Origin of the sequence: Demequina maris (assembly GCF_000971155.1) — a bacterium.
In the GTDB taxonomy this organism is placed as follows: Bacteria; Actinomycetota; Actinomycetes; order Actinomycetales; family Demequinaceae; genus Demequina; species Demequina maris.
On the sequence record NZ_BBLX01000010.1, the window covers coordinates 55,555 to 68,127 of the forward strand.

Sequence of the window (12,573 nt, forward strand, 5' to 3'; positions counted from 1 at the left end):
CTGTTTTCAGACTAGGCGCGCGCGGCACTATGGTCGAATAGATTCTGCAGCAACGCCCCATAGAGAGATTCGATGCATGACCGAGGCCGATCTCAACCAGCTCCGCACCTTCGTGGTGCTCTACGAGGCGCGCAGCCTGACCGGTGCCGCGGACCGGCTCCACGTGACGCAGCCGACGGTCAGCTACACGCTCGCGCGGCTGCGCAGGCGCTTCGGCGACGACCTGTTCCGCCGCGAGGGGCACGTGATGGTGCCCACCCCGCGCGCGACGCAGCTGTTCGGCCCGCTGCACGAGGCGCTCGCGCAGATCGACGCGACCGTGACCGACAGCGCCGTCTTCGAGCCCGAGGGCTTCGACGGCGAGCTCACCCTGGGGCTCACGTCGATCGGCGAGCAGACCTTCCTGCCGCCGATCATGGCGGCGCTGCAGCGGCACGGGGCGGCCCCGCACCTCGTGGCGAAGCGGCTCGACGCGGGCGTGGCCGAGGAGGAGCTCGTCCGCGGCGCCATCGACGTCGCACTCACCGTCTCCGTGATGGACACCGCGCGCCTGTGGCGCACGCCGGTGCGCGGCGTCGAGTACGTCGCGCTGACGTCACGGAAGCACCCGCTGCCGCCCACAGGGCCGGGGATGTTCGAGGGCCGGCGGTTCATCCGCGTGTCGACGCGCGGCGGCCACGTCTTCCCCCAGCAGGCCCTCGTCGAGCACGGCCTCGTGCCGCAGGTCGCGCTCACCGTCGAGGAGCACTCGACCGTGCCCGCGGTGCTGGTCTCCACCGACCTGGTCGCGCTCCTGCCGCGCCACGTCGCCGACGTCTTCTGCGGCTGGTTCCCGTCGCTCCAGACGGCGGACCTGCCGTGGCCGGGCACGAGCTCGCCGGTCGCGCTCTACACCCGCCGCGAGATGAACCTCTCACCGGCTCAGCGGTGGTTCCGGCGCCTCGTCCTCCACGCGGTCAGCAGCGGGGAGTTCACCGACGACGCTCAGCGCTGAGGGCGGTTCCAGCTCTTCCGCGCGGGGAACATCGGGCTGCGCACGGGGATGGTCCACGACGAGTGCGGGTGGACGGTGAGGAGCGCCCGCTCCCACCAGGCGCGCGCCTCCGCCGACAGGTGCGGCAGCACCGCGTCCTTGTCGGCATCGTCCTCCGGCCGGGGGCTGAAGCACTTCCACACCAGCTGGACCTCGGGCGCGCCGGTCGGGATGCCGTCGATATCGAGCACCGCGCGGTCCCACGGCAGCTGCAGGCGTGCGTCCCGGCGGTACACCCACACCCGCGGCGCGCCGTCCTCGACGTTCACGCGCAGCACCCAGGCCGCCGCATCGTCATCCCAGATGAGCACGGGCTGCAGGTCGGCGTCCTCCGCGGCGTCGGCGATCGGCATCACCCCGTCGCCGTCCGCGACCCACGCGCTGCACGTCGGCGGCAGCGCGTCGAGCAGCGCGCCCAGGTCGGCAGCGGTCGTGCTGACGTCGATGTTCTCGCGCTCACGTATCGGGGAGCCGAGCCAGCGGTCGAGGGCCGCCCCGCCCGACAGCCACCACCGGGCTCCGCTCGACCCGAGGAGCCCCGCCACGGACTCGGCGGTGAGGGGGGCCCACGGGGAGGCGGAAGAGGGGGTCGCCGGCGACATGGTCCGAGGCTACTCCCGCACGCTGTGGCATCCTGCCGCCGTGGCGAACTCCCCCTCCGGCGACTCGGTGACCGAGCGCCTCGTGCGGGTCCTCGAGACGTTCACGCCCACGCGCACCGTGCAGACCGCGGCCGAGATCGGCCGGCGCGCCGGGCTGCCGTCGTCCACCGCGCACCGCGTGGTGGGCGAGCTCGTGGACGCGGGGCTGCTCGACCGCGACGGTGAGGGCCGCATCCGCGTGGGCGTGCGCTTGTGGGAGCTGGCCACGCGCTCGTCGCTGCCGCTCCGCGTCCGCCAGGCGGCGCTGCCCGCGATGGAGCGGGTGCAGGCGCGCGTGGGCGAGCACACGCAGCTCGCGATCCTCGAGCAGGACGAGGCGCTGTTCCTCGAGCGGCTCAGCAGCCCGGACGCCGGCGCGAACATCACCCGGGTCGCAGGGCGGCTGCCGCTCCACGCATCGTCCTCCGGCCTGGTGCTGCTCGCCTTCGCGGACCCCGCGCTGCAGGAGCGGGTGCTCGCACGGCCGCTGCGGCGGCTGACCGCATCGACGCCCACCGACCCGGTCGCGGTGCGCCGCAAGCTCGCGGAGGTGCGCCGGCTCGGGCACGCGATCGCGCCGGGCTTCATCGAGGAGGTCTCGACGGGCGTCGCCGTGCCCGTGCGCGACGCCAACGGGCGAGCGGCGGCGGCGCTGTCGGTGGTGCTGCCGCGCGATGCGGCTCCCGGACCCGCGCTCGAGGAGCTGCATCGCGCCGCCCGGGACGTCGAGCGGGCGCTCGCGCAGCACGGCTGACGCAAGTAGATTCCCATTCATCGGGAATCAGGGGCCGCGGGGCGGTCGCCCGCCGCACAATGGCGACGCATCTTGTCAAAGGAGACATCATGACCACGACCGTGCGCACCCAGGTCGCCATCGTCGGCGCGGGCCCCGCGGGCCTCGTCCTCTCGCACCTGCTCGCCTCGTCCGGGATCGACTCGGTCATCCTCGACCAGCGCTCGCGCGCGGACATCGAGCAGACCATCCGTGCCGGCATCCTCGAGCAGGGCACCGTCGACCTGCTCGCCACGATCCCCGGCTCGCGCGTGCACACCGTCGGGCAGCGTCACGACGGGATCGAGCTGCGCTTCGAGGGCGAGGGGCACCGCATCGACTTCCCGGGGCTCGCCGGCCGCTCGGTGTGGCTCTACCCGCAGCACGAGGCGCTCAAGGACCTGCTCGCCGCGCGCCTGGCCGCCGGCCAGGACCTCCGTTTCGGGGTGACCGCGACCGCGGTCGAGGGCGCCGACGGCGTCCGCCCGCGCATCGTCGCCGTGGACGATGCGGGGGAAGGGCTGGAGATCGAGGCGGACTTCGTCGTGGGCGCGGACGGGTCGCACTCCGTGGTCCGCAAGGCGATCAGCGGGTCGCACGGCGGGTTCTTCCGGGAGTACCCGTTCGCGTGGTTCGGCATCCTGTGCGAGGCGGCCCCGAGCGCCCACGAGCTCATCTACTCGAACTCCCCGGACGGCTTCGCGCTCATCAGCCAGCGCTCCGCGACGGTGCAGCGCATGTACTTCCAATGCGACCCGACCGCCGACGCGGGCGCGATGAGCGAGGCCGAGATCTGGGACACCCTGCAGCAGCGCGTGCCCGGCACCACGCTCGTCGAGGGGCCGATCTTCCAGCGCGACGTGCTGCGCTTCCGCTCCTTCGTCGCGCGGGACCTGCGCCACGGCCGGGTCGCGATCGTCGGCGACGCGGCCCACACGGTGCCGCCGACCGGAGCGAAGGGCATGAACCTCGCCGTCGCTGACGTGATCCTGCTCGCGCGGGCGCTCGAGGCGCTGCTGCTCCGGTCGGACGAGGCGCCCATCGACGGGTGGGCCGACGCTGCGCGCGACCGCATCTGGAAGGCGCAGCACTTCTCGTGGTGGATGACGAGCATGCTGCACGTCGCGCCCGACGCCTCCGACTTCGACCGGCTGCGCCAGCTGGGCGAGCTGCGGTCGGTGGTCGAGTCCGAGGCGGGGCGGACCTACCTCGCCGAGGGCTACACGGGGTGGCCGCTCGCCTGACGCGAGGGCCAGGCGCCCCGGGGCGCCGCATCGTGACGGCGCATGACCGGTATCGCGGACCGCTGTTTCCGCCCGGACCGCTCCCTTCATAGATTGACAGCGATCCGCAACGTCGCCGCATCGCACCCCGGGAGGCCCCGTGACACCCCTCGCTCTCATGGCAGCCGGAGGACCGCCGTCAGCGCTCCGGGGGCGACGGGAGCGCCTGGGATGACGGCGATCGAGTCCGCGGTCGTCGCCGGCGGCGGCATCTCGGGCCTCGCCCTGTCCTGCCTGCTCGCGGCGGAGGGCGTCAAGGTCGACCTGCTCGAGGCGTACCGCACCTCGGCCCCCGTCGGCTCGGGCATCAGCCTGCAGGGCAACGCGCTGCGGATGCTGGACCGGGTGGGCGTGTGGGAGGAGGTGCAGCGCCACGCCTCGGTGTTCGATGCCCTGGTCCTGCGCGCGCCGGACGACGCGGGAACGGAGCTCTTCCGCGTCGACACGCACCGCTCGGGCGGACCCGAGTACCCGGCCGCCGCGGGGATGTACCGGCCGGACCTCGCACGCGTCCTCCGTGCCCGCGCGGACGAGCTCGGGGTCGCCGTGCACGAGGGCACCCGCGTCGTGGGGATCTCGCAGGATGACGACCATGCCCGCGTCACCGCGTCCAGCGGGCTCACGAGGGAGGCCGAACTCGTGGTCGGCGCCGACGGCCTGCACTCGACGGTGCGGTCGCTGCTCAAGATCCGCACCCGGCCGGAGATGCTCGACTTCGGCGTGTGGCGGGCCTTCGTGCCGCTGGCCCGGGGCGTGACCTGCACCGAGCTCATCTACGGCGGAGCGGCGTACTACTCGGGCTACTCCCCCACCGGACCCGACACCATGTACGTCTACATCGTCGACGACTACCGCGACCGCTCGCATCTCAGCCCCGACGAGATGCTCGAGGAGATGCGCGCGCTCGCATCGCAGTACCACGGCCCGTGGGACGAGATCGTGACGACCCTGACGAGCGCGTCCTCGCTGAACTACACGCGCATGAGCGCGCTCTTCCTGCCCGGGGACTGGCACCGCGGACGCGTCGCGCTGATCGGCGACGCCGCGCACAGCTGCCCGCCGACGCTCGCGCAGGGCGCGGCCCAGGGCCTCGAGGACGCCGTCGTCCTCGCCGACCTCCTTGCGAGCCGGGACCGCCTCGACGAGGACCTCTGGGACGAGTTCTACGCGCGCCGCGTGCCGCGGGCGCAGGCCGTCGTGGAGAGCTCGCTGCAGATCGCCGAATGGCGGCGCGAGGCGGACAAGAACCGCGAGTCCGCCGAGCTCATGACCCACGTCAGCAAGCTGCTCGCGCAGCCCCTCTAGCCATGCCCCGGTCGTCCAGCCCGGCCGAGGGGGCCGGGCACGATGCGGCCCCACCCGACGATGCGCTCGAGGAGACCCCATGACCGCGCCCAGCGAGAACCCCGCCGACCTCGATCGCGCCGACCCCGAGGGCGAGATCGGCACGCGCGCCCTCGCCTACCGCAACTGGGGCCGCTGGGGCGCCGACGACGTGCTCGGCACGCTCAACCACATCGACGGTCCGGCGCGCGTCGCCGCCGCCGCGCTGGTGCGGACCGGGCGCGTCATCTCGCTCGCGCAGCGGTTCGACACCGACGGGCCGCAGAAGGGCTGGCGGCGGCGCACCAACCCGGTGCACACGATGACCGACACCGGAACCGATGCGGAGCGTGGGGCGCAGGGGTTCCCGCACGGCATCGGCGGGGCGGACGACGTCATCTCGATGCCGCTGCAGTGCTCGACACAGTGGGACGGCCTGGGTCACATCTTCGACCACGGCGTGGCGTGGAACGGGCGCCGGGCCGGCGACGTCGTCACGAGCGAAGGCGACCGTGTCACGGGGATCGAGCACGCCTCCGACGTCATCGTCGCGCGCGGTGTCCTGCTCGACGTGGGCCGCGCGCTCCGCCCGGACAGCGGCGAGCTCGAGGACGGCTACGCGATCACCGTCGCGGACCTCGAGCGGACGATCGCGGCCCAAGGCGGCTCGAGCATCGTCCGGCGTGGCGACATCGTCGTGGTGCGCACCGGGCAGTTCAGCCGCACGCGTCGCGAGGGCTGGGGCGACTACGCCGGCGGGCCGGCACCGGGACTCTCGCTCACGACCGCCGGATGGCTCCACCGCACCCGGATCGCCGCGATCGCGACCGACACCTGGGGTTTCGAGGTCCGTCCCAACGAGTTCGACGCGCCCTCGTTCCAGCCGCTCCACCAGGTCGTCATCCCCAACATGGGGCTGACGATCGGCGAGATGTGGAACCTCGACGAGCTCGCCGACGCCTGCGCGGCGGACGCGCGCTACGAGTTCCTCCTGTCCGCCGCCCCCTTGCCGATCACGGGGGCGGTGGGTTCGCCCATCAATCCGGTGGCGATCCTCTGACCGGCTGCTCTGCCCGCGGACACGACGAAGGCGGGGACCGGAGGGATCCCCGCCTTCGTGAAGGTGGTGCTTAGGCCGGGACGCCGGCGAAGGCCTCGACGGCCTTGCGGGCCTCGTTGCCGTAGACCGCCGAGGGGCCGCCGCCCATGAGGATCGCGACGCCGATGGTCTCGTAGACCTGCTCGGGCGTGGCGCCGGAGGCGAGGGCGTCCTTGACGTGGCAGGTGATGCAGCCGCCGCAGCGCACCGAGATCGCGATCGCGAGCGCCAGGAGCTCCTTGGTCGACTTGGGCAGCGCACCGTCGGCGAGGGCCGCGTGGTGGAGCGAGAAGAAGCTCTTGATGGTGCCGGGGATGTGCTCGCCGAGGGCGCCGATGCCGCACATCACGTCGTCGTAGTGCTCCTGGTGGTTCATCGTGGACCCATCCTTTCGGGGTATCGGAGCCGGCGGTCTCGCCGGCGTCGGGGTACGTGTCCACGGTAAGCAACAGATGTCAAGGAGTCTCGGGACCATCGTCCCCGCGTGCCCTCAGCGGGCGCGCAGGCGGGCGGCGCGACGCCGAGCGGACGGGATCGGAGGCTGGGTCGCGCGGGGCTCACCGACGACGTTGACCGTCTCGCCGATGCCGTCGACGGCGATCCGCACGGTGTCGCCCGGCCTCAAGGCAGGAGGGTCGATCTCGCCGGTGCGGCCCCACGCCTCCGCGAGGCAGCCCTGGCCCGCGGTCCCCGAGGCGAGCACGTCGCCCGGCGCGACGCGCGAGTCGCGCGACGCGTACGCGATGAGCTCCGGGAACGTCCAGGCCATCCGCGACAGGTTGTCGCTGCCGAAGGCCACGCCGTTGACCTCGACCGCCACGTCGACGTCGAGGAAGCCGTCGTCCGTGAGGCGGCCGGAGAACTCGTCCGCCGTCACGATCCAGGGCCCCAGCGTGGTGCCGAAGTCCTTGCCCTTGCACGGTCCGAGGTTGACCTTCATCTCGCGCGCCTGGAGATCGCGCGCGCTCCAGTCGTTGAAGATCGTGTAGCCGAAGATCTGGTCCGCCGCACGCTCGACGCTCATGTGCCGGCCGTCGCACTCCCGGGTCGCCCCGATCACCACCGCGACCTCGAGCTCGAAGTCCAGCCGCGACGTCCGCGGGGGCACGATCGGCTCGGTCGGGCCGATCAGGGTGTGCGGGTTGGTGAAGTAGAAGGTGGGGGCCTCGTACCACTCGTCGGAGACCGTCGCGTCGGGCGACGCCCCCTTGACCATGCCCTCGACGTGCTCCTCGAAGGTCACGAAGTCGCGGACGCTCCGTGGGACGAGCGGCGGCACGAGCCGCACGGTGTCGAGCGGCCTCCACTCCGAGCGGTCGGCCTCCTCGAGCACCTCGCGTCCGAACGCGAGCGTCGTCGGCAGGCCGGCCTGGATGAGGACGTCGACGGGCCTGCCCTCGGGCAGGGGCACGGCGTGGCCGTCGTGGATGAAGCCCGCCTCGATCGTGCCGTCGCGCCGCTGCCATCGTGCGATCCTCATGACCTTCCCTCCCCGTGCTCCGGGACGAGCTCGGGCGCGCGCAGCAGGACCCCTGCGTTCGCGACCACGCTCGCGGCGATCGTCTCGACCTCGGCCGTCGATCCCGAGTCCCACCCGCGGTAGTTCGTGCCGAACACCAGGCGGTCCGGGTTCGCGACCGCGCGCAGCAGCGCCAACGACTCCTCCGAGTTCACGTGCGTGTCGAACCACAGCCGCGAGAACTGCGCATCGAACTCCTCGACCGTGATCGGCGAGCGGGGCAGCGCCGCGAACGCCCGCAGCCGGCCGTGCTGGAACGCGAAGCTCCCGCCGCCGTGGCTGACGTACACGTCCAGACGCGGGTGACGGAGCAGCACCCTGCCGAAGAGCAGCGACGCGACCGCGAGGGTCTCCTCGTGCGGGTACCCGAGGGTCACGTGCCAGTCGAAGCGGTCGAGGCGGGGATCTCCCGGCGGCCCGTCGACGCCGGGCACCGTCGAGTGGACGAACAGCGGCACGTCGAGGTCGACGCAGGCCTGGTAGAGGTCGTCCAGGTCGGGGTGGTCCAGCGACGCCCGGGCGTCGGTGCCGATGTAGGCGCCCACGAGCCCCAGCTCGCGCACCGCGAACTCGAGCTCGCGGATGGCGGCGGCGACGTCCACGGTCGGCACCGCGGCGAAGCCCTTGAGCCGGTCCGGCTGCTGGGCGCACCAGTCCGCCATGAGGGTGTTCGCGGAGCGGAGGAACGGCTGTGCGACCTCGGTCGGGGTGTGCGTGAGCAGCCACAGCGGCGACAGCGACAGCACCTGGACGTCGATCCCGTCCTCGTCGAGCGAGTCGACCCGCTGGCGCGACGTCTCGGCGAGGCTCGACTTGGGTCCGATCGGCCAGCGGTAGCCGCCGACGACGATCTCGTGGCGTCCCTCCCCGACCTTGCGGATCTCCGGCCCGAGGGCTCCGGCCGTGCCCAGCAGCTCGTCGAAGAACAGGTGCGCGTGGACGTCGATCACTGGTGCGCCTCGGCGGGGTACGCGTGAACGGAGCTCTGGGGCGGCAAGGGTCGGAACTGGTGGCCCCAGATCTCGCTGCGGTTGCCCCAGCGCCGGTCGATGCGCCGCATGCTCCAGGCGTCGTCGTCGTCGATCACGAGCGAGTCGGCGCCGAACTCGAGGTCGAAGCCGCTCGGTGTGCGCGTGTAGAAGGACAGCTGCTCGTCGCCCGCGTGCCGCCCGAGGCTCGCGCTGATCTCGTAGTCGCTGCGCTGCGCCAGGTCGTAGGCGCGGCCCACATCGTCGATGTCGGTGCTCTCCACCATCACGTGGTTGAGCCCGAGGGAGCCGGGGATGCCCCAGATCGCCAGGCTGTGATGCCGTGGGTTGCAGCGGAGGAACGCCATGGGGCCGATGCCGACGTCGACGATGTCGCTGCACTTGAACCCGAGGGTGCCCTCGTAGAACTGGCTCGCGATCTCCAGGTCGGGGACGATGAGCACGGCGTGTCCGAGGCCCTGGTCGCCGGTGATGAACGATGACGTCGCGCGCTGGCCGCGGAACGTGCGGTCCATGTGGCCCGGGCCCCAGAAGAGCTCGTGACGCACCCCGAACGGGTCGCTGAACGACGCCAGCGCGCTCACGCGACGCTCGTCCGCGAGCTCGGCGGGCTCCTCGATCACCTCGACGCCCTTGCCGCGCAGGTCGTCGATGGCGGCGGCGAACTCGGTCCGGTTGGACGTCTCCCAGCCCAGGTGGAGCAGGCGGTCGTCGGGGCCCGGCACGATCCGCATGCGGTACATGCGGTCGTCCCAGCGCAGGTTGACGGCGCCGGACTCGTCCTGCTCGCTCTCGAGCCCGAACACCTCCGTGGCGAACCGTGGCCACTCGTCCGCGCGCGGCGACTGGAACGCCACGTAGCCGAGACTGTGGATGGGGGTCATCGAGGCCTCCTGCCGTCGGTCCATCGACGGCGCTGGTCGCCATCGACGTCGCTCATGCCCGCACGCCGAGGCGTTCCGGGTGCCACCACCGTAGGAAGCCGTGACGGGTGCGCGGAAATGGTTCTTCGCGATGCCCGCTATCACCGACTGCTACGCTCCCCGCACGACAAGGAGGACGCCGTGGTCGCCAGACTGGAATCGATCGATCTCAACCTTCTCGTCGCGCTCAACGCGCTGCTCGAGGAACGCCACGTCACCAACGCGGGCGCGCGGCTCCACATCGGCCAGTCCGCGATGAGCGGGATCCTGCGCCGCCTGCGCGGCTACTTCGGCGACGAGCTGCTGGTGAGGGTGGGCAACGAGCTGCAGCTCACCCCGTTCGCGGAGAGTCTGAGGCCGGCCGCGCGGGCCGCCTACGACGCCGCGAGCGAGCTGTTCTCGGGCGGCGTCGAGTTCGACCCGCTCGCCTCGGAGCGCGTGTTCAGCATCTGCGTCTCCGACTACTCGCTGTCCCGCCTCGGCCCCCCGCTGATGGAGATCCTGCGGGACGAGGCGCCGCACGTCGGCGTCTCGTTCGAGCCGACGCCCACCACGTTCATCCGGGATCCGGACGGCGCCCTGCTGCAGTGCGACGTGCTGGTGCTGCCGGTCGTGTACCTGCCGGCGTATGCGAGCGCGTCGATGCCGCTGTTCGACGACGACTTCGTGGTCGTGACCTCGAGCGCGCATCCGTTCGCGCAGCGTGCCGAGCTCACGATGGAGGACCTGCAGGGCTCCCCTCAGCTGCACGCGGAGCTCGGACCGCGCAGCCAGCTGCGGCCGCTGGCGGGCGTCGACGCGCACCTCGCGCTCGGCACCACCGGGCCGCATGCCTCGGTGCACTCCTACCTGGCGATGCCCTATCTGCTCCGTCGGAGCGCCCACTGGGCCCTGATGCCGCGATCGCTGGCGGCGAGCGCGTGCGACTCGGAGGACTTCGCGGTTGCCGAGACGCCGTTCGAGAGCGAGACGTTCACGGAGCACGCGTTCTGGCACCCCTCGCGCCAGCGCGATACCGGGCTCGCCTGGCTGAAGGGGATCCTCGGCCGTGTCGCCGAGTCGGAGGCCTCGCGCGCCCAGGCCTGACGGCCGCATCGACCGCCTCTCCGGCGAACGGACGGCCCCGTGCCCGGTCGATTCGGCGCGGGTCTCGACCCAGGGGCATCGGATCTGTTAACAATATTGTCGACAGAAGCGCCGGGGTCTCGATGGGGAGGTGCGCGTGGCGACGTTCGTCCTCGTCCATGGAGCGTGGCACGGCGGGTGGTGCTGGGACCGGGTCGCGGAGCGGCTCCGCCGGCAGGGCCATGAGGTCCACGCCCCCACGCTCACGGGCCTGTCCGAGAGAAGCCACCTGCTCTCCCCGGTCGTGGGGCTCGAGACGCACGTCGAGGACGTCATCCGGCTCATCGACATCCTCGGGCTGAAGGACATCGTGCTCGTCGGGCACAGCTATGCGGGCCAGGTCGTCAGCGGCGTGGCCGACCGGCGGCCCGACGCGATCGCGACCCGCGTGTACCTCGACGCCTTCGTCGCGCAGGACGGGGAGGCGGCACGGGAGCTCCTTCCCGAGACCGTCGCGCACCACTGGGCGGAATCGGCCGCGGAGCGGGGCTTCGGGTGGCTCGTCCCCGTGCGCGACCTGACCGTGCTCGGAGTCGACGACCCCGCCGATCGCGACTGGCTCCTGCCTCGCCTCACCGCCCATCCGTGGAAGACCTACACCGACGCGCTCCACCTCGGCCCCGACGTGGACCGGGTACCGGCAGCGTTCATCGAGTGCGTGAGCTGGATGCGCGTGTTCCGCGGCCAGGCCGACCGGGCACGCGCCCGCGGCTGGCCGGTGCACGAGCTCGAGACGGGGCACGAGGCGATGGTCACCGCGCCGCAGGCGCTGGCCGACGTGCTGATCGGGATCGCGTCCTCGTCGAACCCGCCCTCCGGCGCCGGCGACGCCGCGTCCGCCCAGACGAGCAGGGTGGGCTGACATGGAGTTCCTGGTGCGGTCTGAGAACCGCCTCCCGGCAGACACCCCGGCCGAGCGGCGCGAGGAGCTGAGGCGCGCCGAGCGCGCCCGCGCCCTCGAGCTGCGCGCGGAGGGCGTGCTGAAGAGGCTGTGGCGGGTCCCCGGCCGCAACGCGACGATCGGGTTGTACGAGGCGCCCGATGCGACGGCCCTGCACGCCGCGCTGATGTCGCTGCCGATGGCGCCGTGGCTCGACGTGACGGTGGAGGCGCTGGCGACCCACCCCCAGGAGCAGACGCCCTAAGCAGGGACGACATCCCGGCGGCACCGCTTCCGCGCCCGGCACTCCGCGTGCGAGCCTTGTCGTGCGGAACCCCGCCGACCTTCCGTTCCCCCCCTATGCCAGCCGCCCCGACGGCGGCGGGAAGCGAGTCCAGCATGGAGACGTACTCGACCATCCTCGTCCTCGTCATCGCGGTGCTGCTCGTGCGCGAGCTGAGGGCCGGCAACCAGATCGCGCAGTCCGACCCGAGCGTCCGGCTCGAGTCGGGCCAGCGGTTTCGAACGCTGCGCATGCAGGCCCTGGAGCCCGTGCTCGCGCTGGTGATCATCGGATCGATCCTGGTCTCGGACCTCGAGCGCGCCCCGGTCCACGCGGTCGTCGCGGCGGTCGGCGGCGTGGCGGGGTACCTCTTCGGCTGGTACCGCGCGCGCTCCACGTACGTCGCGTCGTACCCCGCGCACCGCGGCATCGTCCTGCGCTACAGCATCGAGTCGTTCGTCGCACTGGGGCTGCTGGTCGTCATCAAGGTCGTCGCCGAGCAGGACCTGCTCCCCGACGGCGAGATCTTCCGCAGCATCGTCGCGGCGCTGCTCGGCTTCATCGTCGTCGAGTCGATCGCGCGCGTCGTCACGCTGGTGCGCTTCTACCGACGGGACACGGTGACCGCGAAGGTCGAGGACGAGGTCACGGAGTAGCCACGGCGGTTCGCCGACCCTCGACCGGGCTCAGGCGGGCATTCCCG

At 72.3% G+C, this 12,573-nt stretch carries 14 protein-coding genes; 9 read left to right on the forward strand and 5 right to left on the reverse strand.

What is annotated here, in order from left to right; translation table 11 throughout:
* The first annotated feature begins 76 nt into the window (after window positions 1-76).
* Entirely contained in the window at window positions 77-994 is a 918-nt protein-coding gene (locus tag AOM02_RS11455) for a LysR family transcriptional regulator (protein ID WP_062299293.1), read from the forward strand.
* On the opposite strand, the gene AOM02_RS11460 is transcribed toward AOM02_RS11455, so the two are convergent.
* Entirely contained in the window at window positions 985-1,635 is a 651-nt protein-coding gene (locus tag AOM02_RS11460) for a nucleotidyltransferase domain-containing protein (RefSeq protein WP_062299294.1), read from the reverse strand. The genes AOM02_RS11455 and AOM02_RS11460 overlap by 10 nt on opposite strands.
* Window positions 1,636-1,675: 40 nt before the next feature.
* Between AOM02_RS11460 and AOM02_RS11465 the strand changes: the two genes are divergently transcribed.
* The 4 genes from AOM02_RS11465 (at window position 1,676) to AOM02_RS11480 (ending at window position 6,112) form a co-directional block, all read left to right on the forward strand.
* Window positions 1,676-2,428, forward strand: coding sequence for an IclR family transcriptional regulator (locus AOM02_RS11465; RefSeq protein WP_062299333.1), 753 nt, complete (start codon window positions 1,676-1,678; stop codon window positions 2,426-2,428).
* An 89-nt stretch (window positions 2,429-2,517) separates the two neighbouring features.
* Complete coding sequence (locus AOM02_RS11470) at window positions 2,518-3,690, forward strand: 4-hydroxybenzoate 3-monooxygenase (protein ID WP_062299295.1); 1,173 nt, start codon at window positions 2,518-2,520, stop codon at window positions 3,688-3,690.
* 210 nt (window positions 3,691-3,900) lie between these two features.
* Window positions 3,901-5,034, forward strand: a complete 1,134-nt coding sequence (locus AOM02_RS11475) for an FAD-dependent oxidoreductase (protein WP_062299296.1) — start codon at window positions 3,901-3,903, stop codon at window positions 5,032-5,034.
* Window positions 5,035-5,113: 79 nt separating this feature from the next.
* Entirely contained in the window at window positions 5,114-6,112 is a 999-nt protein-coding gene (locus AOM02_RS11480) for a cyclase family protein (protein ID WP_062299297.1), read from the forward strand.
* 70 nt (window positions 6,113-6,182) lie between these two features.
* On the opposite strand, the gene AOM02_RS11485 is transcribed toward AOM02_RS11480, so the two are convergent.
* From AOM02_RS11485 to AOM02_RS11500, 4 genes are all read right to left on the reverse strand, one after another.
* Complete coding sequence (locus AOM02_RS11485) at window positions 6,183-6,527, reverse strand: carboxymuconolactone decarboxylase family protein (protein WP_042214126.1); 345 nt, start codon at window positions 6,525-6,527, stop codon at window positions 6,183-6,185.
* A gap of 114 nt (window positions 6,528-6,641) precedes the next feature.
* Window positions 6,642-7,631, reverse strand: coding sequence for a fumarylacetoacetate hydrolase family protein (locus tag AOM02_RS11490; protein WP_062299298.1), 990 nt, complete (start codon window positions 7,629-7,631; stop codon window positions 6,642-6,644).
* Window positions 7,628-8,620, reverse strand: coding sequence for an amidohydrolase family protein (locus tag AOM02_RS11495; RefSeq protein ID WP_062299299.1), 993 nt, complete (start codon window positions 8,618-8,620; stop codon window positions 7,628-7,630). Before AOM02_RS11495 ends, AOM02_RS11490 begins: the two co-directional genes overlap by 4 nt.
* Complete coding sequence (locus tag AOM02_RS11500; RefSeq protein WP_062299300.1) at window positions 8,617-9,543, reverse strand: VOC family protein; 927 nt, start codon at window positions 9,541-9,543, stop codon at window positions 8,617-8,619. The genes AOM02_RS11495 and AOM02_RS11500 overlap by 4 nt, the downstream gene beginning before the upstream one ends.
* Before the next feature lie 180 nt (window positions 9,544-9,723).
* Here AOM02_RS11500 and AOM02_RS11505 point away from each other — a divergent pair, with 180 nt between their 5' ends.
* The 4 genes from AOM02_RS11505 (at window position 9,724) to AOM02_RS11520 (ending at window position 12,526) form a co-directional block, all read left to right on the forward strand.
* On the forward strand, window positions 9,724-10,668 hold the full coding sequence (locus AOM02_RS11505) for a LysR family transcriptional regulator (protein ID WP_062299301.1): 945 nt from the start codon (window positions 9,724-9,726) through the stop codon (window positions 10,666-10,668).
* A 136-nt stretch (window positions 10,669-10,804) separates the two neighbouring features.
* Entirely contained in the window at window positions 10,805-11,569 is a 765-nt protein-coding gene (locus AOM02_RS11510; RefSeq protein WP_062299302.1) for an alpha/beta fold hydrolase, read from the forward strand.
* A 1-nt stretch (window position 11,570) separates the two neighbouring features.
* Window positions 11,571-11,852: a muconolactone Delta-isomerase gene (locus AOM02_RS11515; RefSeq protein ID WP_062299303.1), complete on the forward strand. Its 282-nt coding sequence runs from the start codon at window positions 11,571-11,573 to the stop codon at window positions 11,850-11,852.
* A gap of 134 nt (window positions 11,853-11,986) precedes the next feature.
* Window positions 11,987-12,526, forward strand: a complete 540-nt coding sequence (locus tag AOM02_RS11520) for a hypothetical protein (RefSeq protein WP_062299304.1) — start codon at window positions 11,987-11,989, stop codon at window positions 12,524-12,526.
* The last annotated feature ends 47 nt before the right edge of the window (window positions 12,527-12,573 follow it).